This is a genomic window from Grimontia celer (assembly GCF_900055185.1).
In the GTDB taxonomy this organism is placed as follows: Bacteria; Pseudomonadota; Gammaproteobacteria; order Enterobacterales; family Vibrionaceae; genus Enterovibrio; species Enterovibrio celer.
On sequence record NZ_FIZX01000001.1, the window covers coordinates 709,220 to 733,441 of the forward strand.

At 47.6% G+C, this 24,222-nt stretch carries 16 protein-coding genes, 3 tRNA genes and 1 other RNA gene; 15 read left to right on the forward strand and 5 right to left on the reverse strand.

The annotated features are described in order from the left end of the window. Window positions 1-58: 58 nt before the first annotated feature. Entirely contained in the window at window positions 59-439 is a 381-nt protein-coding gene (locus GCE9029_RS03245; RefSeq protein WP_231870024.1) for a cysteine-rich CWC family protein, read from the reverse strand. A gap of 165 nt (window positions 440-604) precedes the next feature. On the opposite strand from GCE9029_RS03245, the gene GCE9029_RS03250 reads away from it, so the two are divergent. The 4 genes from GCE9029_RS03250 (at window position 605) to GCE9029_RS03265 (ending at window position 4,547) form a co-directional block, all read left to right on the forward strand. Beyond that, on the forward strand, window positions 605-1,456 hold the full coding sequence (locus GCE9029_RS03250) for an ABC transporter ATP-binding protein (protein WP_062661008.1): 852 nt from the start codon (window positions 605-607) through the stop codon (window positions 1,454-1,456). Next, the gene (locus tag GCE9029_RS03255; protein ID WP_062661009.1) at window positions 1,453-2,385 is read left to right on the forward strand and encodes an ABC transporter ATP-binding protein; all 933 of its coding nucleotides are present in this window, start codon (window positions 1,453-1,455) and stop codon (window positions 2,383-2,385) included. The genes GCE9029_RS03250 and GCE9029_RS03255 overlap by 4 nt, the downstream gene beginning before the upstream one ends. Then, window positions 2,382-2,861, forward strand: coding sequence for a hypothetical protein (locus GCE9029_RS03260; protein WP_062661010.1), 480 nt, complete (start codon window positions 2,382-2,384; stop codon window positions 2,859-2,861). The genes GCE9029_RS03255 and GCE9029_RS03260 overlap by 4 nt, the downstream gene beginning before the upstream one ends. A gap of 336 nt (window positions 2,862-3,197) precedes the next feature. After that, window positions 3,198-4,547 carry a dicarboxylate/amino acid:cation symporter gene (locus tag GCE9029_RS03265; protein WP_062661011.1) on the forward strand — a complete coding sequence of 450 codons (1,350 nt, stop codon included), beginning with the start codon at window positions 3,198-3,200 and terminating at the stop codon, window positions 4,545-4,547. A 62-nt stretch (window positions 4,548-4,609) separates the two neighbouring features. On the opposite strand, the gene GCE9029_RS03270 is transcribed toward GCE9029_RS03265, so the two are convergent. After that, a complete protein-coding gene (locus GCE9029_RS03270; RefSeq protein ID WP_062663103.1) occupies window positions 4,610-5,989 on the reverse strand; it encodes a bifunctional NUDIX hydrolase/phosphatase PAP2 family protein in 1,380 nt (459 codons plus the stop codon). A gap of 234 nt (window positions 5,990-6,223) precedes the next feature. Between GCE9029_RS03270 and GCE9029_RS03275 the strand changes: the two genes are divergently transcribed. From GCE9029_RS03275 to GCE9029_RS03290, 4 genes are all read left to right on the forward strand, one after another. After that, window positions 6,224-6,314: transfer RNA gene (locus GCE9029_RS03275), tRNA-Ser, on the forward strand. A 42-nt stretch (window positions 6,315-6,356) separates the two neighbouring features. Continuing rightward, a tRNA-Asp gene (locus GCE9029_RS03280) sits at window positions 6,357-6,433 on the forward strand. Window positions 6,434-6,773: 340 nt separating this feature from the next. Then, window positions 6,774-7,469 carry a VC0807 family protein gene (locus GCE9029_RS03285; protein WP_062661012.1) on the forward strand — a complete coding sequence of 232 codons (696 nt, stop codon included), beginning with the start codon at window positions 6,774-6,776 and terminating at the stop codon, window positions 7,467-7,469. Between the two features lie 386 nt (window positions 7,470-7,855). Then, window positions 7,856-9,064: a NupC/NupG family nucleoside CNT transporter gene (locus GCE9029_RS03290; RefSeq protein WP_062661013.1), complete on the forward strand. Its 1,209-nt coding sequence runs from the start codon at window positions 7,856-7,858 to the stop codon at window positions 9,062-9,064. Window positions 9,065-9,095: 31 nt separating this feature from the next. Here GCE9029_RS03290 and GCE9029_RS03295 read toward each other — a convergent pair whose 3' ends face one another. From GCE9029_RS03295 to GCE9029_RS03305, 3 genes are all read right to left on the reverse strand, one after another. After that, the gene (locus tag GCE9029_RS03295; protein ID WP_062661014.1) at window positions 9,096-10,556 is read right to left on the reverse strand and encodes a PAS domain-containing protein; all 1,461 of its coding nucleotides are present in this window, start codon (window positions 10,554-10,556) and stop codon (window positions 9,096-9,098) included. A 179-nt stretch (window positions 10,557-10,735) separates the two neighbouring features. Then, a complete protein-coding gene (locus tag GCE9029_RS03300; RefSeq protein WP_062661015.1) occupies window positions 10,736-12,127 on the reverse strand; it encodes an aldehyde dehydrogenase family protein in 1,392 nt (463 codons plus the stop codon). An 18-nt stretch (window positions 12,128-12,145) separates the two neighbouring features. Continuing rightward, a complete protein-coding gene (locus GCE9029_RS03305) occupies window positions 12,146-13,783 on the reverse strand; it encodes an acetolactate synthase large subunit (protein WP_062661016.1) in 1,638 nt (545 codons plus the stop codon). A gap of 353 nt (window positions 13,784-14,136) precedes the next feature. Here GCE9029_RS03305 and GCE9029_RS03310 point away from each other — a divergent pair. From GCE9029_RS03310 to GCE9029_RS03340, 7 genes are all read left to right on the forward strand, one after another. Beyond that, window positions 14,137-14,227 (forward strand) — tRNA-Ser (locus GCE9029_RS03310). 44 nt (window positions 14,228-14,271) lie between these two features. Continuing rightward, window positions 14,272-14,417: non-coding RNA, RtT sRNA (locus GCE9029_RS03315), on the forward strand. A 548-nt stretch (window positions 14,418-14,965) separates the two neighbouring features. Then, entirely contained in the window at window positions 14,966-18,904 is a 3,939-nt protein-coding gene (locus GCE9029_RS03320; protein ID WP_062661017.1) for a choice-of-anchor A family protein, read from the forward strand. Between the two features lie 43 nt (window positions 18,905-18,947). After that, the gene (locus tag GCE9029_RS03325) at window positions 18,948-20,051 is read left to right on the forward strand and encodes a hypothetical protein (protein WP_231870025.1); all 1,104 of its coding nucleotides are present in this window, start codon (window positions 18,948-18,950) and stop codon (window positions 20,049-20,051) included. 38 nt (window positions 20,052-20,089) lie between these two features. After that, window positions 20,090-20,560 carry a DUF3592 domain-containing protein gene (locus GCE9029_RS03330; protein WP_062661019.1) on the forward strand — a complete coding sequence of 157 codons (471 nt, stop codon included), beginning with the start codon at window positions 20,090-20,092 and terminating at the stop codon, window positions 20,558-20,560. Window positions 20,561-20,576: 16 nt separating this feature from the next. Then, window positions 20,577-23,831: an NIDO-like domain-containing protein gene (locus tag GCE9029_RS03335; protein WP_062661020.1), complete on the forward strand. Its 3,255-nt coding sequence runs from the start codon at window positions 20,577-20,579 to the stop codon at window positions 23,829-23,831. A gap of 23 nt (window positions 23,832-23,854) precedes the next feature. Continuing rightward, window positions 23,855-24,184 carry a carboxypeptidase-like regulatory domain-containing protein gene (locus GCE9029_RS03340; RefSeq protein WP_062661021.1) on the forward strand — a complete coding sequence of 110 codons (330 nt, stop codon included), beginning with the start codon at window positions 23,855-23,857 and terminating at the stop codon, window positions 24,182-24,184. Window positions 24,185-24,222 lie beyond the last annotated feature (38 nt).

Sequence of the window (24,222 nt, forward strand, 5' to 3'; positions counted from 1 at the left end):
TTGTTTGAGTGAAAAAAAGCGGCGTATTTTCAGCTAAGAATGTCAACGAGTCCGTGATTTATCCCACGTTGTTAAAGCCTAATGGTTCTGCTTTGCCGTATGGGCAATGTCGGCAGCCGTTTCCACAACAGTTGCCACGGCGTAAATGGTACCAAGCTGAGAATACATAGAATCCACGTTCGATGGTGTAATCCAGTCCTTCCACTAATTCTTTCTGCTCGCGATAGGGCTTTGCCAGACGAATCAAATCATTGGTGCTGTATTCCTGATAGAGGGTTTCCAGCTTCTCGTTGATGCGTTTAGCCAGACAGGTTTTACACAGACACGAGAGGTTATCTTCGCCAGCAGGAGGAAGAATATTGGGATATTGCATGCACCAGCATTGACCAGACTCAGCAGTGCATTCAAGCGCGTTTCCGCACTCAGGACATTGACTCATGCTTACCACGGATTCAAGAAATGAGTGGGAATTGTACCTGAAAGGACGCTGGCGATCCTTCCCCCCAATACTCTGCGATCAAATTCACTCTTTTTAAGAACTTATTTTACTGCAAAAAGAAATGATAATAATTTGCATTCAATATTGTTTTGGGAGTGAATCTACATGGCAAGTGAACACGCCTTTCATAGTGACCCTTTGTTAAGAGTTCGAGATCTTTGCGTTGACTACATCACGGATGATGGTCATTTCCGTGCGGTGAAATCAGTCAGCTTTGATATTGGCCGAGGTGAAGTCTTCGGGTTGGCGGGGGAATCCGGCTGCGGGAAAAGTACCATCGCATTTTCGGTGAACAATCTGCACAAGCCACCTGCGTACATTTCCGGCGGCGAAATCTGGCTGGAAGAGAGAAACCTACGCACGCTATCCAACAAAGAACTGGCAGCGGTTCGTTGGAGCGAGATAGCTATGGTATTCCAAAGTGCCATGAATTCCCTGAATCCTGTACTCACGATCGAAGAGCAATTCGTGGATGTGATTTGCCACCACAAAGGTTGGACGCGCGCTGAAGCAATTGATCGCGCCTACAAGATGTTGGACTTGGTGAATATTCCCCGTGACAGGTTGAGAGACTACCCGCACCAGTTCAGTGGTGGCATGCGTCAGCGTTTGGTGATTGCGATTGCACTGAGCTTGAGTCCGAAACTTATCATCATGGACGAGCCCACCACTGCGCTGGATGTGGTGGTGCAACGCGAAATCCTTCAGCAGATTTTCACCCTCAAAGAAGAATTTGGCTTCTCTGTGCTTTTCATTACCCACGATCTGGCTTTGATGACCCAGCTGAGCGATCGCATTGCCATCATGCGTCACGGCGAAATAGTGGAAGTAAATACTTCAAAAGAAATTCGCCAGAACCCGCAACACGAATACACCCAGAAGCTTTGGGCCTCCTTCCCGAATATTCACGACCGCGAAGGTAGCAAAGCCAAATTTGAACAGGGGGCAACCGCATGAGCAAGCCAATTATTGAAGTTAAGAACGTCTCAAAAACCTTCCTTGCAGGTGGCGGTTTCTCCAAGAAAGAACCCTTTGAAGCACTGCGCGGAATCAGCTTTGATCTTCACAAAGGGCGCGCATTAGCGTTGGTTGGAGAATCTGGTTGCGGGAAAAGTACCGTTGCGCGTCTCATTACCAAGGTACATGAGATGACGACGGGAGATATTCTCTTCAAAGGGCAGAGTATCGACACCATCAATTCGGGCAAAGCACTGCGCGAATATCGGAGCAATGTACAGATGGTCTTCCAAGACCCATTTGGTTCGCTCAATCCGGCTCACACTATTGATCACCATATTGCTCGACCACTGAAAATCCACAACCAGGCCACGACCGAAGAGGAAGTGAAACAACGCCAACGCGAACTGATGGAACTGGTCGAGTTGGATCCGAATTGTCTCTCCAAGTTTCCTCATCAGCTAAGCGGTGGTCAGCGACAGCGCATCAATCTGGCGAGGGCTCTGGGTGTGGGTGCAGAAGTGATTCTGGCGGATGAACCAACTTCTATGCTGGATGTTTCAATCCGTTTGGGCGTGCTGAACCTGATGCAGCGCATGAAAAAAGAGATGGGCATTGGCTTTCTCTACATCACTCATGACCTAGCGACAGCGCATTACATTGCAGAAGAAACAGCGGTGATGTATCGCGGACAAATCGTGGAGTGGGGCGATACGCAGGAGATTCTCTCCAACCCGCAACACCCATATACCAAGCTTCTGATTTCCGCTGTGCCAGATCCTGACCTGCCCTTTGCGGATCTTATCCATCAAACCGAAAACTACTCCCAGAACGCTGATGAGGTGCGTATTCTCAGCGCGAAACTGCAGCCTGAAATTCAGAAAGTCTCGGACAATCACTTTGTGCGTAATTGGGAGTCGGCGGCATGAGCCAGTCCAATGAACTGACGGTAGATGTCTGGCTGGGCGAAGTTCAGCGTTGGTATTGTAACCAGAACATCAATGAGATTTGCTGTTTGGAAGAAATGGTGAAGCAAGCGCCCCCATCACTGTTTCTTCCATACATTGATGAGTCTAAGAGTCAGGCTATTGGTTACTGGTTGGATGCGTGTATGCGCATCCATCATCATCTTAACGCTCAGGACAGTGTTGAAGGTGCTTACGCTTTCCTCCAATTCGCCTACAGCAAGATGCAGGAAATGGGCAGCAACATTAGGCACGATTTGAAAGTGAAGAAATGGTGCCTGCAACGGATGGATGCCTTAGTTGTGGTATTGCTTGAGTACTGCCAGTGCCAAGAGGGCGAGTACTGGCAAAGTGAAGCCAAAACCTTGATTGAAGCTCACGTGAGTTTCATGACCGCACAGAATCACTTAAACCTTTCCCAGGAAGTCGCAGCAGGATAGAACCTGCTGCAAGACTCATCAATTCTCTGTCTTTATTCCCATGCAGCATATTTCGTTAATGGCTCGTTAACAAAAACTTCAGAATCACTCAAATTCGAGACAAAGCTGAATTTAGATTCACGATATATCTATTGCCAGTTGTGAGAGTACCCGAAATAAGTCGCTCGCTACTGGTTAATTTATAAGCTAATTCAACCACTTTCTCATTGAGTGAATGGAATATCTCTCTTTGTGACTAATTATGCATAATTAGCTAGTGCAAATATTGCCAATTGCCAGTAAGTCAGACAAAAGAAAGGGTTTTCACGACTGCATAACTAAAGTCATGGAGGCAATATGGTAGACGCTGCATCAAACGGTGATGGCAAGATGAGCCTAACCGCGAAGGTAATTGTCGGCTTGGTAGCCGGTATTATCCTTGGACTCGCAATTAACATTCTGGGCTTAAACCCAGCAGGTGGATTTGTTGACACCTATATCACGAACGGTTTGTTCCATGTTGTGGGCAAAATGTTTGTTAACGCGTTGAAAATGATGGTTGTTCCGCTGGTACTCTTCTCGCTAATTTGCGGGGTTTGCGGGATTGGTGACATTAAAACGCTTGGTCGAGTAGGCTCTAAGTCTTTCGGTCTTTACATTCTGACGACCGCCGTAGCAATCGCAGTGGCAATTACTATCGCGTCAATCAGTGGTATTGGTTCTGGCATGCAAATGGCAGCCGATACTGCGTTTTCGGGCCGTGAAGCGCCGCCACTTTCTCAAGTGCTTATCGACATCATCCCTAACAACCCAGTGAATGCGCTTTCCGAAGGCGAGATGCTGCAAATCATCTTCTTCGCCATCCTGATGGGTGTGTGTATTTTGATGGTGGGTAAAGAAGCGAAGAAAGTCGTTGAGCTTGTGGAAGTGCTGAACGAAATCATGATGAAGATGGTTACCCTCATCATGGAAATCGCACCTTACGCGGTATTCTGTCTGATCGCCAAAGCCATGGCCAACCTCGGCTTGGGACTCTTCGTCGAGTTGATTGGCTATGTGGTTGTGCTGATTGGCATCCTGCTGGTTCACCTCTTTGTGGTTATCCCAACCATTTTGAAAGTGTTCTCAGGCCTGAACATCGTGACCTTCATGAAGAAGGCTCGCAATATGCAGGTATTCGCTTTCAGTACTGCAAGCTCGAACGCGACTATTCCGGTCACCCTGCGTACCGTAACTGAGCGTATGGGCGTGAAGAACTCTGTGGGTTCATTCACCGTTCCGTTTGGTGCAACCATCAATATGGATGGTACAGCGATCATGCAGGGTGTGGCGACGGTATTTATCGCCAACATCTACGGCATTGACTTGGGCGTGGGTGGCTTCCTGACCGTGATTCTGATGGCTGTTCTGGCTTCTATCGGTACTGCTGGTGTGCCGGGTGTTGGCCTGATCATGCTGTCGATGGTATTCGCACAGGTTGGTCTGCCGCTTGAAGGTATCGGTCTTATTCTGGGTGTTGACCGTCTGTTGGATATGGTTCGTACCGCGGTTAACGTCACCGGTGATGCGGCAGTCAGCTGTATCGTTGCGAAAAGCGAAGGCAAGCTGGATGAGTCAGTCTTCAACGATCCAAACGCTGGTGTTGTTACGCATGTGGAAATTGACCACGATGCGGAAAAAGAACTGGCAGATATAGCGAAAGGCTAATCTTCCTGTTTGATGAAAAGAGCGCCTTAGGGCGCTCTTTTTTGTGGCGGGCTGTTGGTGAGTTATCTGCTGAGTTTAGGAACCAACCAAGATAACAACACAGCTAATAAGGCAAACCCCAGTGTGGTTGCAGCAAGAATTTCGATGCTTGAGTTGGACACATGCCCAACGCCGCCAATCAACCCGGCAATTATCGCGACACTGACCAATGCCCAAATGAAACCCTTCTTACCTAAAGGTGTATCAATAGCCGGGATTTTCTTTTTGGTCAGGAACAGCATCACAGCGAAAGTCAGTGAAAAAGCCGCACAGTAGAGAAAAGTTGGCTGGATCTGGGTGGCGGCAAGCGGAAGGGCGACAACGCCAATCAGTGCCCATAATATCGGAGAAATAACTTTGCTCTTACGTTGGGTCAAAGCGTGTGAAACTGACACCACCAATGTACCAATCACGGCTCCGGCCAGCACGTCGGTAACATAATGGACACCAAGATAAACACGGCTTAATGCCACCAATACCGACGGTATTAACCAAATAGCGAGATATCCCTTACCTGCTTCTTTCAACCACAGGTAAACCAGTCCCCATACTGCGAAGGCTGTGGCTGTATGGCCACTCGGGAAAGCGAAACCTGAAGCGCCTGTAAGCTGAAGATCTGGGAACAGATAAAAGGGTCTGGGAACAGCAAAATACAGCTTTGCGAAGCTGACAATCAAGGTGACAGCGACGGTTGTAAACATCAATTGAGAAACCCGTTTTACGCCGCCAGATGCCATTGCAATTGGGATAAGCAAGAAGAACAATACGCCGCTTCCCATTGCCGAGGACGCTGTAAGCAGTCCACCAAAAATGGAAGGTATTGTTTTGATGATTTGTTGGAAAGTTTGGTTAATCGATGCATTCCACACATTGAACTCAGCACTCATGTGACTGAACTCTTCGAAGTGGGAGGTTTCACTAGGTGTAGCAGTTTCCAGCCAGGTTGGGATCATTCTTACCTGATCGGGGAATCGGACTTCTTTTATGTCTACTAAGCTTGGTTTCATCATGGAAACGTTGCGAACTTCCCGGCCAAAATGCTCAGCTTGCCAACTGGCCACCATGGCATTGCCATCTTCCTTATTATGGATAGCAATTGGGGATAGGGCGCGACAATCAAACAAAACGGCTCTATCTAATCGTGCAAACTCTTTGACCACTTCAACTGCAATACCCGTCTCTTCGAGGGTTTCGCGGATCGCAGCATCAGCGGGATTATCGCTATCTACAAAGCCGCCCGGTATTGAAATTCGGTTGTTCAGAATATCCCGGGTGACTAACACGCGGCCTTGATCATCTGAGACTAAACAGGCAGCGCCTCTGATGGTTTCCGGTTGTTCGGTAGCAAATGTAGGTGAAAGGGCAAAAAAGCAAAGAAAGAAGGTGAGCAGTTTTCTTGTCATCGTCATGTTCGAATTGTTTTAGATAATGGGCATTCTAGCAGTCGCTGACATTCAGGGTACGAGAAAGTTTAAAATTCGTTTTGAAGGTTAATTTCCCATTTTTAAGATGTTGGGTTTTCTGATGTCAAGCAAGAAAATGCATACTTCCTGGTGGCTTTTTGAGCATTTGAATTAAAACATGCAAAAAGGGGGTTTACAGCCTTCCGAGACCTCGCTAATATTCGCCGCACTTACGGAGAGATGGCTGAGTGGTTGAAAGCACCGGTCTTGAAAACCGGCATACGTTAATAGCGTATCTAGGGTTCAAATCCCTATCTCTCCGCCACATTCTGGAAGTTGGGCTGCAAAGCCGGATTTCACAAGAATTGGAGCGGTAGTTCAGTTGGTTAGAATACCGGCCTGTCACGCCGGGGGTCGCGGGTTCGAGTCCCGTCCGCTCCGCCAACGATTTAAGCCTCAGTCGAAAGACTGGGGCTTTTTTCTTATTCGCGCCCCAAAAAGTGCTGCGCACTTTGGGCCGCGTCCGGGAGCCCGGCGCGTTGAATCCCGTCCGTTCCGCCAATACAACGAAGCCTCGACAGAAATGTCGGGGCTTTTTTGTGCTTCAAAATCCCCCTCACTTTACCTTTTTCGGAACTTTTCACATCAAATCGCTGCCTGAATAACAAGGTAAGCGACACATGTCGTTACACAGGATGAGGTATCCAACCTTTACATCTCGTGGCTGTCAGGGAACAATTCAACAAAGCCTGAAAAATAACATGGCGCTTTAAACTGGAAGATTATGAGTAATACCGAAACCAAAAAGCCGAACGCACTATTCGAAATTGTCTTTAACGTATTTTTGCCTTCATTTATTTTGATGAAGTTCAGCGGTGAGGAGCATCTTGGCACCGTAATGGCGCTGGTTGTGGCGTTAGCCTTCCCAGTAGCTTACGGTGGTTTGGAACTTGTTCGAAGCAAAAAGCTGAACCTGATTGCGGCACTGGGCTTTGTCAGTGTGTTGCTGACAGGCGGGATTGGTCTGCTTGAGCTGGATACCCAATGGTTGGCGATAAAAGAAGCCTTGATCCCTGGTGTGATTGGTCTGGCGGTCTTGATTTCCACTTTCACGCCTTATCCCATCGTAAAGAAAATGATCTTCAACGACACTCTCCTCAATCTCGAGCTTATCAAAGAGCGTCTGGCGGAAACAAACAATACACAGTCATTTGAGCGTTGTCTTACGGTATCTAACTATCTGTTTGCCAGTACTTTTGTTTTCTCGTCTGCAATGAACTATTTCCTCGCGACTTGGATTGTGACCAGCCCAGCGGGCACAGTGGCATTCAATGAAGAGTTAGGCAAAATGACACTCTACAGCTACCCAATGATTGCGATTCCAAGCACATTGATGATGCTGGGTATCTTCTACTATGTATGGCGTCAGGTGCGAGCGATGACGTCACTGGAAACTGAGCAAATCTTTCATATGAAGTGAGTTCAGCTTAAATATACATCGACAAGCCCGGCATTCTCGTCGGGCTTTCTCTTTTTCGCTTTATCCAAATCAGCCTGTTTTGCCATCAAACTGTGAAATTTAACAAAAGTGATCATTGTCACATACGGTTTGGCTTTGCTATATTCCCCGCCCGGTTAAAGCGAGTGCTTTTCGTTAACGATTAGCGTGAATAACCAAGCTTTCAATCGGCTGCAAAATGGAAACTTGCCCCAAGGAACTGGGCCCAGCGTAACTGTGAGCATTTACGGGCCTTTGATATTCGCCTTTGGGTAAGACAGCATCTGTAGCCTCCTGCCATGTTGCCTTTGTCTGCGCGCGTCTAATCAAAACCCGCCAAAATCCAGATACATAAGCAAGGTAACATAATGCAAATCATCTACAGCTTGGCCGGCGTATTGGCCCTGTTGGCGTGTGCTTACGCACTTTCAGACAGTCGTCGTGACATTAATTGGCGAACTGTTCTCGGCGCTTTCTTCCTTCAAGCCGGTTTTGCCGCGTTGGTTCTCTATTTCCCTCTTGGTCAATCTCTTCTCGGGTCAATCAGCAACGGCGTTTCAGGGTTATTAGCTTTTGCGGACGAAGGTATTGGTTTTGTTTTCGGTGACTTAGCAAGCGGTAATTTCATTTTTGCTATCCGCGTTCTTCCTCTCATCATCTTCCTTTCTGCCATCATTTCTCTTCTCTACTACCTCGGAATCATGCAATGGCTAATCAAAGTGATTGGGGGTGCAATTAGACGTCTTCTGGGCACTTCTCAGGTTGAGTCTTTGGCTGCGACCAGCAACATTTTTCTTTCCCAGAGTGAGTCTTCACTGGTTATCCGCCCATTCTTGAAGAACATGACCCGTTCAGAGCTGTTTGCCATCATGGTGGGTGGTATGGCTTCTGTGGCTGGCTCTGTGCTGGGTGGCTACGCTGCGTTGGGGATAGAACTGAAATATTTGATTGCGGCGAGCTTTATGGCTGCGCCAGGTGGTCTTCTCATGGCAAAAATGCTGGTGCCAGAGCGTGAAGTCGCGATTGAACAATCAAACATCGAGCTGGAAAAAAGTGCTGATGTTAACGCGGTTGATGCGTTGGCATCCGGAGCAATGAACGGTGTGAAGGTGGCAGTTGCTGTTGGTACCATGCTGATTGCTTTCGTCAGCGTGATTGCGATGGTAAACGCAGGCTTCGAGATTGTGGGGGCTTGGTTTGGCTATGAAGGCCTGACATTGCAACTGATCTTCGGTTACCTGTTCTCTCCATTGGCATTTGCAGCAGGTATTCCTTGGAATGAAGCGCTGAGTGCGGGTGCATTGATTGGTCAAAAGACGATTCTGAACGAGTTCGTTGCCTTTATGGATTTCGTTAATGTGAAGGACACCCTGTCTGAGCACAGCCAAATCATCGTGACCTTTGCACTGTGTGGCTTCGCCAACATTGGTTCTATCGCGATTAACCTCGGTTCTATCGGTGCCATGGCTCCAGAGCGTCGTCAGGATGTGGCGAAGCTTGGCTTCCGCGCAGTGGTTGCAGCAACGCTGGCCAACTTGATGAGTGCCGCGTTGGCTGGCGTGTTTATCGCGCTGTAACCTTCTAAAAGTCTAAGAATGAATAAGCCCGCTATAGCGGGCTTTGTTTTTCATCTTCAAGATAAGTTTCTGCTTCAACGTCTTGGTGATAGTCGCCTAGCACTTCAAAATGAGCGACATAGAACTGCATTTCATCGCCTTCGTTACGCTGTGACTTCATTTTCGATTTTACGCGAATCACATGTCCGGTTTTATGTCTAAGCTCCAACTCTCCATCCCAAAATCCACGTCCTAAAAGTGATAACCATATCCTCGTATGGAAGGGCTTGTCTGTGGGATTTTCTGTTAGTGAGCGTGGCTTTTCACCAATCACATCTTCTGGTTTAAATCCCAACATGTCAGAGAAAGCTTGGTTGATGCGAACAACATGGCCTTTGGCATCGGCAATCAGCATAGGAAAGCCCATTTCAAATGCCTGAACAGCTTGCTGCCGTTCTTCTTCCCGCGCTTTTTGAAGCGAGATATCGCGGATGTACGAAACAAAGATATAGCCACTCTTGGTTTTTGCCGACGAGATGGAAATTTCTATCGGGAACTCACGTCCGCTTTTGCGCTTTGCTGGCAGCTCGATACGTTGGTCAAGTACTGGACCTTCACCCGTTTTGATTAAGTGCTGCATCCCCATAATATGGTTCTCGCGCAGTCTTTCGGGAATGATGGTTTCCGCCAGTCTTAGGCCAAGTATTTCATCTCTCGACCAGCCAAATAGCTGCTCTGCCATTGGGTTAAATTCAATGATGGTGTCTTGATCATCAACAACAACAATGGCGTCTAAGGAAGCGTTGTAAATAGCTTGGCTTCGTTCTTCGAGAATTTGGGTTTGTTGATGGGAAAACTCATGGTCGCGCAAAGAGGATTGAAGTTTGTTGTAGCTCCTGTCCATCTTTTTCCGTAATTGATTGACTTCATTGACCGTGGTTTCTATTTCATCAACATCGAACAGGCTGAATCTGGATGTTGGTTCGCCGTTTTCTTTAATCTGATGAAGTTTCCTTAACGGTCGTGTGATGGAGTAGAGCAAGATATAAATCACCACGATGGCAAAAAGGCCAATGCCACTGGTGCCCCAAATGAGCATCTGCCCGATGGGTGACGCCATGTTGTCAGAGTAATGATTGCGATAGCCAACAATCACGGTGCCGAGTCTACCTTCATCACTTTCAACCTCCTTGATCACCACGGTGATACCATCCTCGGGTGTATCCAGGCTTCGGCTGTGTGCTATCAGCGAGTCACCTTGGTCAATCGTTAAATAGGTCAAATCCTCGTGAGCAACGAAGCGATCCGTCATATCTCGGATAATAGTGTGGTTCTTTTCAAGCAGTGGGATCTCGAAGGTAACAGACACAAGCTCTGCGAGCTCTTTGGCGCGATAACTCATCTCCTCTTTACGGGCATCAGCCAGATAGCCAAATGCCAGAGTAATGAAAGCAAGAATGACAGCCGTAAAAATGAATGCGGTGTAGAGAACCGCCCTGGCTCGGATATTCACGCCGTCTCCCTTATTGTGAAATTGATGCACCTGATTTAACTATAAGACATTTTGCCCAAGCTACCTGATAAGACGGGACTTCAATAGGGAAGGGGCAACCCGAGAGAAGGACTCACCCAATATTGAGGAATGTACTCTTCAACAAGGGTGAGTCAGAGGGATTGCATAGTAGTGCTGAATTACAAGTGCTTACTCTTGAAGACCAGCATTTTGTCTCGCGTCATTTCATGCATGGAATACTGAATGCCGCCAAGGCCCACGCCAGATGCATCACGGCCACCGAAAGGCATCCAGTCGACGCGGAATGCGGTATGGTCGTTAACCATAACAGCTGTCGCGTTGAGCTGTTGTGTGACATTTAAAGCATCTTCCAAATCATTGGTAAACACCGCCGCCTGGAAAGCGTATGGCAGGCCGTTAGCACGATCGATTGCCGTTTGTTTGTCCGCATAAGAATAAACACACACCACAGGGCCGAAGATTTCCATCTGGGAAACACGAACATCATCCGGTGGATTCAGCAGTACTGTAGGGGCATAGCAGCTCTCAGAGATTTTTTCGCCACCACAAAGTAACTCAGCACCGCCTTTCACGGCTTCCTTGACCCACTCATCAACGCGATCCACTTCGCGTGGCAGAATTAACGGGCCGACTTCTGTGTCCGGATCCAGTGGATCGCCGACCTTCATTTTCTCTGCAGCCTGAGCCAGTCTGACCGCGAGTTCACGACAGAATCCCTGCTGTGCATACACGCGTTGAACCGAGACACAAACTTGGCCAGCATGGTAAAAGCCGCCTTTGGCGAGCATAGGCACAACTTCATCGATATTGGCGCTGTCATCAACAATGACAGGAGCTGCGCCACCATGTTCCAGCGCGCAACGCGTGCCGGGTGCGAGTTGCGATCGCAGCATCCAGCCGACTTTGGCTGAACCAATAAATGAAAGAAAGTTAACCCTCGAATCAGAAACCAGCTTGCTCGACGCTTCGTTGTCGCACACCAATGCCTGACACCAACCTTTGGGTAAGCCAGCTTCATGCAGAATTTCAACCAGCCTCAGACAAGAAAGAGGTGTGGTCAAAGCAGGTTTTACAATCACAGGGCAACCCACCGCTAGTGCAGGAATTACCTGATGCACGATAAGGTTGAGTGGGTGATTGAAAGCACTCACTGAAGCCACAACACCAATTGGCTCACGAATCGTAAAAGCCATACGATTCACGGAAGCTGCAGTTTGTCCCATCGGGATCTGCTCGCCTTTGATCTGCGGAATGTGTTCAATGGCCAGCTTTACACCGTTAATAGCACGAAGCACTTCTACTTTAGAGTCGATGTAAGGCTTACCACCTTCTTCCGCTGCCATGCGGGTGAGAGATTCCACCTGCGATGACATGATCTCTATAGTCTTTTCCAGAATCTCGATGCGTTGATGCGGTGGCATCCACGCGCTTCTGTCGAGAAACAGCGCGTGAGCAGTCGCCAGCGCTGTTTCGACATCGTCCGCTGTCTGCATTGGCAGCGACCGAATCAAACCGCCATCATAGGGGCGATAGACGTTCAGTTCAGACATGATGTTTACACTCTCCCTTTATCCGATTGAACGGCTTTCCTTGATAAGAACATTCAAAATGGAATGGTTCAGTGAGTAATCCACTGGCAAATCGATAAGGTGCACGCCAGGGCTGTTCAGAGCGTGCTTCAGAATTGACTGGAACTCGTCGTGGCTATCGGGACGGTGACCAATTGCTCCGAAGCTGTTGGCGTATTTCACAAAGTCAGGGTTACCGAAATCCAGACCGAAATTGTCGAATTCCATGCCTTCCTGCTTCCATTTGATCATGCCGTAGGCGCTGTCGTTTAGGATGATGACCACCAGATCCAGCCCCATCCGCACTGCAGTTTCGATCTCCTGCGAGTTCATCATAAAGCCGCCGTCGCCGTTAACCGACACAACTTTTTTGTTGGGATAAAGCTGCTTCGCCACCATGGCTGATGGTAAACCTGCCCCCATGGTTGCCAGTGCATTATCCAGCAGCAGAGTGTTATTCGTATGGCATTGGTAGTTACGTGCAAACCAGATTTTGTATACGCCGTTATCGAGGGTGACGATGTCCTCATCATCCAGCTGGTCACGTAGGATTTTCACCAAACGTTGGGGCAGGATAGGGAAGCGGCGATCTTCAAAGTATTTGGTGGTGCGCTCATCAACGTGGGCTTTGACACGGCCGAAGTAGCTCATGTCTTGCGACAGCCCACCGACTTTCTCTGTTAAGCGACCTACTGAAGAACAGATGTCGCCCACAACGTTAAGCTGCGGGAAGTAAACTTCATCAGTGCGTGCGGCAAAGAAATTGATGTGAATAACCTTGGTGCCACCTTTCTCCATAAAGAACGGTGGCTTCTCGATCACATCGTGACCCACGTTAATAATCAGGTCAGCTTTTTCAATCGCACAGTGCAGGAAGTCGTGGCTTGAAAGAGCCGCAGTACCGATAAAACGCTCATGACGCTCATCCACCACACCTTTACCCATCTGTGTGTTGAAGAAGTAGATACCCGTTTTATCGATGAACTCCTTGAGTGCGCGGCTTGAGCGTTTACGGTTTGCACCTGCACCAATCAGTAACAGCGGCATTTTGGCCTTTTTGATCATTTCCGCCGCTTGGTCGAGGCATTTTTCGTTCGCATCAGGTCTGCGGTGCTCAACGACATCGAACACCGTCGCACCTGAGTCTTCGTCCGCAATATCCTCCGGCAGTTCCAGATAACCTGCGCCGGGGCGCTCTTCCTTACATACACGGAATGATTCGCGCACCATAGCAGGGACGTTATTACCATCGACCACCTGCTCGGAGTATTTGGTAATTGGCTTCATGAGATTGACCACATCAACAATCTGGAAGCGGCCTTGTTTACTCTTGCGAATTGGCTTTTGGCCACCCAGCATGATCATCGGCATCGCACCGAGTTGCGCATAGGCAGCAGCAGTCACAAAGTTTGTTGCACCAGGACCAAGGGTTGAGAGACAAACGCCAGGCTTACCGGTTAAACGGCCGTAGGTTGCCGCCATGAACCCGGCTGCCTGCTCATGTCGCGTTAGGATCAGTTCAATTTTGGAGTCTTTTAGCGAGTTCAGAAAATCGAGGTTTTCTTCACCCGGAATGCCGTAGATATATTCGACACCTTCATTTTCCAGCGCACGTACAAACAAATCTGAAGTTTTCATTGTTGTCTCTCTTCTCGTTGGCCAATTACCTTGTGCTTCACGAGATGACCTTCAGACCTTTCTGCGACGTTCAATGTTAAGCAGGAAGTGCCTTCATCTCTTCGGTTATCAAAGTGATACACCTATCAATAACTCAAGGCTTTTTTCATCAGTGTAGTCACAACCTTGAGAAACTGGCTAAATCAGAGGGTTAATTGCGCCTTTCAGCGTTGAAGTTGCGTCTTTTGGCTTTGAGTTCGGTGCAATTTGGGTCTTATGTAGTCGATGCGTTTAAAAAAGAGGCACTTAACCGCGAATGTGCAGAAAAGGGGTTTACAGCATTCCACGACCCCGTTAATATTCGCCGCACTTACGGAGAGATGGCTGAGTGGTTGAAAGCACCGGTCTTGAAAACCGGCATACGTTAATAGCGTATCTAGGGTTCAAATCCCTATCTCTCCGCCACATTAGATTAAGCCCGCTCACTGAGCGGGCTTTTTCGTATTTGGAATAAACCTGTGGAGATAGGGATGCAGAACCCTAGACCCTAGGTTCTGCCGAGTGAAACGAGACAGCGTTGCCCGGCGAAGCCGAGTAGGCAACGGCCCGAAGGGCAAGGGAGATTGCGACCGAGTAAATCCCTATGTCTTCGCCACTTTATATTAAGCCCGCTAGAAATAGCGGGCTTTTACGTATTCGGAATATACCTTCGGAGATGGGGATGTAAAACCCTATTGCCTAAGTTCAGCGCAACGAGACTACGTTGCCCAACGAAGCCGAAAAGGCAACGGACCTAAACAACCGCAAAAATCCGCCAACTTCTAAGGCATTAAGATTAAGGTCACGCGCTCTTATCTATCGGAAAGCCGGCTTATCTGCATATGGAATAGACATATAGGGTTAGGGGGATAAAACCTAGAATCGCGACGGGCTCAATAATCACCTTTGACCGAAAAGAGTAAATTTAGAGTGTCGGGCAATAGATACATTGTCCTGTACTTTTTGCGGTTAAATGGAAGTTTATATGTAATTGATAAAAATGTCTTTATTGGCTATTTGATACGCCAATCGTATCGTTGTTGAAAATGTATACTCTTGTGTGGTGTGGAGGTTGCGATTGTGTGAAGGTTCGACCGTTTTTTCTAGTTGACTTGGGTGAAAAATGAGGTCGTTCGTCTTGTTAAGTTTGTGGGAGATTATCTGATGAAAATCTTTCACAAGTTTTGTCATATTTTTATTTTGGGCTTGTTCATTTCTTTGGGAGCTTTTGCACAAACAACCCCTTCACCATTGAACGAAGCTAACGACTTTTCCGCATACATATTTGGAAATTTCGAAGCGCCCAGCGGGAATGCAAATGGCGCATTGGCCATTGGTGGTGACCTGAGTCTTGGAGGATATAGCGTTGCTACACAAGAAAGCGCAACCGCTTCCGAATATAGCCTTTTGGTTGAAGGTGATGCCCGATATACCTCTGGGCGTATCTATCGCGGTAAAGTGCGAGTCGCGGGTGATATTTCTGGAATCACTCAGTCGGTTATTTGGGGGTTGCCATCAGGAACCGAAATAGAAAACAGTCCTCTTTCGTATTCGATTAATGCAAGTAGAAATGCTTATATTGAGCTCGCCGAGGAAGTGTCTTTGCTAGAAACGGTAGGCTCAGTTGAGTTTAAGTGGGGAGGGCTCTATCTCAAAGGTGACGGTGAATCTCCGCTACAAGTTTTCCAAATCTCAGGCGAGGAGCTTTCAAGAGCACACACTTTTTCTGTAAAAAATATCCCTGAAGGCGCTTCCTTAGTCTTTAACGTTGACGGTAACCAAGTTCGAGTTCAAAACCTCAGTTTTTCCGACCTAATTCCTCACCGTAGCAAAAGCTTGTTCAATTTCTACCAAGCCCAGACACTAAATCTTGGAGGTGTCAGCGTAGAAGGCAGTGTTTTAGCTCCAATCGCTTCGATTAACGCGTCGACTGGCAACTTGATGGGTACCGTTATAGCCCAGAGTTGGACTGGAGCAATGCACTTGGGGGGAGTTCGTTTTGATGGAGAGATCAGTACAAAGATAGAAGTCGATATCACAACCCCTGAGACGCTAATCACTGTAGGCAGTTCCCCAGTTTTGGTAAAGGGTACAGTGAGTGCGAGCGCCTCAGCCCTAACAATCAATGGGGTGGCTATTCAGCCCGAGGGTAAAGTGTTTGAAGCCTATGTTGAGTTGGAAGAAGGGTTCAATACTGTAGTCGCCAGGGCTACGAACCGACGTGGGGAGCAAATGACCGATTCTATCTCGGTATCCCTAGATCTTACGCCTCCTTATCTCACTGTGGATTCCCATGTAGATGGTCAAGTTGTTCATTCTGATCGCATTACGGTTACTGGACTCGTCAACGATATAGTTCGGGGGACGGTTGAAGCGCAGCAAGCGAGAGTGGCGGTAAACGGTCAACCTGCGGAGGTATCAAACCGAAGTTATGCAGCGACAGATATAAGATTAGAGGAAGGCGAAAATGTGCTTTCTATCACTGCTGTCGACCAAGCCGGAAATACCTCGACCATCGAACGTACCATTATTTATAAAGTGTTGGCTGGTGCGAGGCTCGAAGTTGTTGCGGGCCAGAATCAATCTGGCGTGATAGGCCAAAACTTATCTCAAGATCTTGTTGTTCGCGTAATTGATGACGCTGGAGAGCCCGTGGTTGGAGAGTCTGTTATTTTCCGCGTGGTGCAGGGTTCGGGTACCGTAATTGCAGACAGTTCAACATACACGCGTGCTTTGGCTGCGGTTACAGATACTCAAGGAATCGCAACGGTTGCATTTAAACTGGGGCACAGAACTGGGGTACTCAATCACAAAGTTCAGGCCAAAGCCGTTGGTTATGACAATGAGTTGAGTTTTGCTGCTTCCGCACATTCTCTCCATGGTAACAAAATTAGCGTTAACTCTGGGAATAACCAACGTGGCGTGGTCGGTCAGCCGTTACCCGCGCCATTTATTGTGGCGGTCACCGATGAAGGTGCAAATACGGTGCAGGGTGCCCGCGTAGAGTTTCGTGTGATCAAAGGCGAAGGGGTATTCCAGAATGAAGAGGCTATCTACGCGACAGTTACGGATGCGGATGGCCGAGCTTCTGCGCAACTGACACTTGGGGAGCTGGAAGGATTAGATGCCCAGCGTGTCCAAGCAGTTCTGATCGATGGCCCTGAAGGCCAGACATTGACTGCAGGCTTTATGGCAAGCGCATTCATTGCTTCCGACCCTGGTAAAACATCAATTTCAGGGGTAATCCTAAACAACCAGGACGAACCAGTCCCTGGTGTTACCTTGCGGATTGAAAAGACGGATCGCACCGTAACCAGCGATTACGATGGTAGGTTTGTATTGGAGCAAGTGCCTGTTGGTCCGGTACATTTGATTGCAGACGGCTCTACTGCTTGGCTGAGTGGAGAGTACCCAACGCTCAGCTACCATATTGTGACCGTAGCAGGTGTCGACAATCCGTTGGCGTCGCCTATCTATATGGTGAAATTAGACACTGAAAATGCGGTGTTGGCGGGCTCAGAAGATGTTGTCCTGACGCTCGACAATTACCCGGGTTTCAAGCTGGAAATAGCCAAGGATTCAGTAACTTTTCCTGACGGTTCGCGCGAAGGGTATGTGTCGGTGACATCCGTAAATGCCGCAACCGTGCCGATGGCTCCACCCAATGGGATGCAGCCTCAATTTATCGTAACCATTCAACCCGCGGGGGCCAAATTCTGGCCGCCAGCTAAGCTGAGTTTACCCAATGTCGACGGCCATGAACCGGGTTCCCAAGTTGAAATGTACTCTTATGACCATGATCTTGAAGAGTTTGTTTCCATTGGCCTAGGCACAGTAAGTGAAGATGCTTCAACGTTAACGTCAAACCCCGGTGTCGGCGTGGTAAAGGCTGGCTGGCACTGTGGCTCTCAACCTGGTGGCAGCGGCACGGCCCACAACTGTCCGTTGTGCCAAAAGTGTGAAAATGACACGTGTGTCGAAGACCCTGCTCAGGCAAACAATCCGTTACCACTAGAGATGCAAGTAGAGAAGGATTGCCAAACACTGCTTTGCAAAGGGGCTGTAGCAGCGCCAGAAGACCTACCTGAAGACGACAAAAAAGGTGATTGCAAAAGCCCCGTTTGCCTTGGTACATCCGTTGGCTTTGAAGCCAATGACAGTGACATCTTGCCGGAAGACACTGTATGTGCAACATGCATGGAAGGAGAAAAAATTCCAGATGCCGCCAAAGAAGGACTTTCTTGTTGGGACGGCTCTGACCCTAATAAGGCCTGTTTTACCTGTAAAGATGGTAGTTGTGGCAACCACTGTGAGGCGAGCAAAACTAAAGAGGTGTTTAAAGTCGCCATACCTGGCACGGTGGAAAGTTGGTTTAAGGTGATGCAGGGAGCGTTTGACGTTATCAACAGAACCTCCCCCGTTAAAGGTTCCGTCGATTTATCTGGTGAGTTGCAGATGGAGCAAGGTGAAGCTTGCTGCGCAAACTGTACGCAGACTGAACCGGTAATTGAAAACAAATATGAAGGCCAGTTGGAACTCAAAGGATCGTTGAGCGCTCAGGGTCCAATTAAGTTGCCCAACTATACCAAATACTTAACCGATGGATCTCGGTTGTACGCCGGCTTCAACTTAGGTCCCTATGGCGAGGTAAAAGTAAGCGGTGCACCAGTGGTGAATTATACGGAGCGCCTGGGTTGTGATGAAGACAACTGCTTTAGTTTGGTAGCCAAAGGAGGCGGTTCTGGTGAGATTGGTTTAAAAGGTGGGGCAACTGCTGCCGTTCAATCCTGGAATATGGATAGTGAAGCGGAAAACTGTAACTTCTACAACAAAGAAAGGCGTAAGGATCCTAAATACAAAGAATGTTGGGAAGTTGACGAAGGTGCATCTGGCGAACTGAAAGGCGGGGTGAAGACCGGTGCAGAAGCGGAAGCTGGATACAACAGTTGCGGTACGGGGTCGTGCGTGTACAAGGTGGAACCAATGCAAGCCTTCGCCCACGGAAAGGTTCAGTTTAAATTCTGGGTTTTAGAACTTGAATATGAGGTTAAACCTGAGCCGATCAAATTGTTTGAAGGCACCTCAGGGTCGTGTTCGCTATAAAGGGTAGGATTAAAAAGTGATGATTTTTTTCAGAATTTTCCTAGTGTTACTTGTATTAAGCTTTGTTAATACTAAAGCCTATGCCCAAGAATCCAATTGGGCTATAGCAAAAAATAATGGCATTGATACGTTGAGCGCGTCAGGAAGTATCAATACTTCCAGATATGTATTACCACTAATCGAGTTTAAAAACCCTAAATCCCCGATTGATGTCATATCAAATTACTTTTGGCGATTGAAGAACAATAAGATTGATGGTATCGAACATCTGTTCTATCGCAAGGATGGAAGTTTTGGAAAAGTACAAAGTATGTTGGAAAGGCAGCAGGTTAATTTCGACCAGTTTGCCAAGGTGGAAGAAGCTGAAGTAGTAGCAGTTAAAAAATGGGGAGGCCTTACCAGCTTTGATATAAAACTAAAAGCGAAAGGTGAGCAATCATTTGGCTGGCAGCAAAACGTAGTTTGTGAAAAACAATGCAAACTTATCTGGGATTTATTTGACAAGAATGAAACGACCGATATGTTGGAGTTATTTCTTTTTACTTACCTTGAGTCAAATAGAATTTATGGGGAAAAAGAAAGCGATATCGTAGGCGGAAAAGACGTCACAACATTGTTACTATCAAACAAATATAGTGCGATGGGGAGTGCAAAGGAGCCTAGACTTGAGATTTCACTCAGGCTATCACCGATTAACCATGAGATAGAATTTAAGAAATGTAGTGAAGTCAAAGAAGAAATAGGACTAAAGCTATGTGATATACATAATAAGTCGTTTGCGGCAAACACGGAAGACAGAACTGAGCTTACGACATTCATAACAAACCTAACAGGTAGGGAAGACCTAGACGGTTTGTATGTAAATGAGTTTTCTGAACCGAATGTCTACTCTAAGTTTTATGGTCCACATGCTGTTGTCCAATTCATTACGTCTTGGGAAAAAGCCAAAATACTAGGCGCAGTAAAAGGGACTGATACCGATATTATATTGTTTCGACCGATAATTACATCTGGTAAGGAATATCCTATTCAAGCATTGTCATATGACAAAACTTCGAAGAAATTGATATACGGAAGTAACTGGGACCAAAATTATCTATTTTTCTACAACGATATTTTTTCAAGTGAGTTGGAGAGAAATCTATAAAAACGTCAGGTTCTATAAAGAAATTATTATACGGAGCTTTGTTTGTCGTACTCTTTATATTGCTGTATATCATTGGTGGATCTGCCGCTAGAATGTTTTACGGATGTATTTTTTCAAAGGGTTGGGTGCAGACAAGTGCTATTTTGGTAGAGGCTGAGATAGATGAACTTGAGTATTATGATATGGATCGTCGCCGTCGTATATCCTATGCGCCAAAAGTAAATTATCAGTACCAATATCTAGGTAAGTACTATTATTCTGACCGCTACTCTTGGACTGTCAACTACGACAGAGCTGAGCGTTACTCAGCAGCGAAAAATTTGGTGTGGTATCACGTGAATAATAAGCCAATTCGTGTTTATGTCGATCCGGACTTTCCACAAAACGCGGTAATTGAGCGTGGCTGCAAGAGTTGGACATTAAAGATGACTTTCATAGCTGGTTTGGTGTTGTTCATTATTGGTTTAACAGCGGTATGGATGTTTGTCCGTATGCGAAAAAATAAATGAAGGCAAGGTAATCCCCATGAAACTAGGGCTAAAATGTCAGGCTTTGGCGCTGGCACTATTCTCAACAACATCATTTACCTATGCAGGCGAGGTGAAGCTCGACCAACACTGCATTATCAACATCCTCAACAGAACAATACAAGTCTCTGAGGACGGTGGATGGGCGTTACCGAATGTACCTTCAAATATGGGGCAAATTCGCGCGCGAGCGACTTGCACCTACGAGGACGGAAGTACTGTTTCTGGGCAAAGTGAATACTTTTCTGTGGCGCGCAATGGCGTGACCAAAGTGGGAGATATACGCTTTGATACGTTGAGCGCAATACCGGTAAGTTTAGCCTTTGATTCTACTGAACCCACTTTTTTGCGGGAGATTGGAGAAGAATATGCACTGTCTGTTTTGGCGACATACCAAGACGGAGGTGTTGTTGATATTTCTGCAGAGCAAGGGACGAACTATTCGACGTCAAATGATCAAATTGCTGAAGTGAATGAAGCGGGTGTTGTTATCGCCAGAAGCAATGGCGTTGCTTTGATCAGTGTGCGCAAAGATGGGGTCCTTGCTGCTAAAAGGGTTATCGTGAGTACCGGGGGAGATCAGGATGGCGATGGCCTTCCTGATGAATTTGAACGTCAAAATGGACTTAACCCATCGGACCCAATCGATGCACTGGAAGACATTGACAAGGATGGCTTGACCGCGTTGGAGGAGTTTCGCCTTGGCACTGATCTTCGTGTAGCGGATACTGATGGCGACGGTATTTCCGATGGAGAAGAAGTGAACCCAGGGGAAGATGGCTATGTCAGTGATCCGCTATTGCAGGATACAGATGGTGATGGCCTCAATGACGGGCTTGAAGTAGTGTTATCGACAGATCCGTCTGACCCCAATGATCATGATTACACACAAGCCATTGTTGAATACGCGATACAGCCGCTTAGCTTTACGCTATACAACAATACCATCGAACCAGAAGGCGTTGGACAGCAAGTCACCCTCACCGCAAGCCTTATTGATGGCAACACCATTGATTTAACGAGCCGTGGACGAGGCACAAACTATCAAAGCAGCGATCTTTCAGTTTGTAACTTCGGTCTCGACGCAGGAGTGGTGTTTGGTTCCGGTGAAGGCTTTTGCCAGATCACCGTTACTCATGAGGATTTCTCCGCCACCTTGGACGCCAATGTGATCAGGTTTAATCCTGAGCCGCTATCTGTTGTCAACATTCCGGGTTATGCGAATAACGTAGATGTCTCCGGTGATTTTGCGTACGTTGCTGCGGGAAACAGCGGCTTGGTAGTGGTTGATCTCAGTGACCGCAGAAACCCCCAACTCGCGGCGGAAATTGACACTGACGGTGTGGCTATCGACGTGGTTGAAGACGGCGCATTTGTTTACGTTGCCGATGGTGGAAAAGGGCTGAAGATTTACGATGTATCAGACAATGTAAACCCACGGTTTGTTGGCGGGGCAGAAACTGCGGGCCTTGCCCAAGATTTGGCGGTTCAAGGTGATGTTGTTTACCTTGCTGACAGTACGGGTGGGATTCAGGTTTTCGATGTGTCAGACAGGACGCTCCCTGTTTCAATAGGCCAAGTCAATGGTGTCGGTAACGTCATGTCTGTTGCTGTTGACGGAAATGTTTTGGTCGCTGTCAGTACAACGGGACTATTCATTATCGATGTTACCTTCCCTTCAGTGCCTGCAGTGGTGAGCAGCGTGCGCATGTCCAACTTGAAAGAAGTTGTCATTTCGGATGGTTATGCCTACATTGCCAGCTACACCAACGGTTACCATATTTATGACCTGTCCAATATCGAGCAACCACGTCAAACCTTCTCTGGTAGAGAGTTCTACCCTCGCGACGTAGCGGTAAATGGTAACCTTGCACTCTATGCCGAGCAACTATTCCCCAATGCCATTCCTTATGTGAACAAGAGAGACCCTGAAAATGCGAGCTTCCCCGGTACGATCAACATGGCCTCGCTGGGGGACTATGCGGGGACGGGGATTGCGTTGGATGACCAATATGTATACGTCTCATCTGAATATTACGTCGTTAGCAGCGACTACGGCTCTGTCGGCAACACGGCATTGATGATTGCGCAATACCGCCATATCGAAGACAACGCTGGGATTCCACCTAAATCAGAGATAACTGCACCGGAAACGGGGCTTGAATTTGTTCAGGGTGAGGTGCTGAGAATAGCGGCAGATGTGTCAGACGACATTTTCGTCGCCGATGTCCAGTTGTTGGTCAATGGCGAGTTCCACTCGAGGGACACAAGTCAGCCCTATCTTTTCAATTACCCATTGCCCAGAGACGTGATTGGCGAAATGACGTTCGAAGTGAAAGCCAGCGATCTCGGGGGGAACATTACCATCAGTACCCCGGTAACCATCAACGTGATTGAAGACCCTGGCACGACAGTTACTGGGTTGGTCATTGACCAAGATGGGGCTCCTGTACCATTTGCCCAAATCACCTGTTTAGAAGCGGTTGGTTTGTCTGATGTTGGGGGGGCGTTTTCTGTTGAAGGTGTAGCCACCGTGTCTCCTATAACCTGTTCAGCCTCGGCAGAAATCAATGGTACAACGTTTACCGGTTTGTCCGCGCGTGTATCGCCAGTGCGCGGCGCAGAGACAAACATGGGTAACATCATTATCCAAAGTGCCACATTTGATCCAGAGTATGGGAGCAACCTGCGCCAGTCTGACGACGACTTTGACTACGTTAGTTTCTCCGATGGTTTTAGTTTCCCTCTGTTTGGAAGTACATATACCGGCGTGTATGTCAACTCAAACGGTCGATTGAGTTTTGCCTATGGGGACAGAACCTATACCGAATCATTTAGCGTATTTACGGGTCAACCCAACATTGCCGCATTCTTTGATGACTTGCACCCAGGGCGGGGAGGCGCAGTGTTCTATAAGCAAATGGCAGATCGTTTTGTGGTGACATGGGACCGTGTTCCACATTTCCAGTATGGTGGGTCTAACACCTTGCAAATTACCTTGTTTCAAGATGGAAGGATCAATATCGGTTATAACGGTCTTTCAGCTGCGGGGGCGTTTATTGGCATTTCCACCGGTGACTCTTTAGGCGCTACCTCGCTTGATCTAAGTGAAGGGCCATATGTAGTCGATAACGCTGTGACCTTCTATGAGCACTTTGTGGTGGGTGGCAATACGTTCGACCTTGATCAGCAATTCTTGCTGTTCACACCCAAAGCACAGGGTTTTGCTATCAGTACTACTCCGTTGAAATAGCGCTTTGAAAACAGGATATTGAAATGAATTCAAAACCAGCAATTATCGCAGCTTTCCTTTCGTTTGTCGGATTTAGCTCAGCGAATGGGGCAACAGAAAGCCCGCTCTTATCGGTGGTAGTCACGAACCAAGGTAATCCTGTCGAACACGCTGTGGTGACGGTTATCAGCTGGACGGACAGCAATTACATCGCCAACAAGCGTACCTCAAGTGACGGTCAAGTGACCTTTGAAGACCTCCCTGAAGGGCAGTTCGACATCTCGGTGCAATCAGAGGGTTCTCCCTTAAAGGCAAAACGTAGCGGGAATACGGCATTGCAGGACTCGTTGAATGTCGTTTTTGCCTTTGAGTAGCGCCTTGTAATGCCGCTTAAGGTAGAAATCAAGTAGTC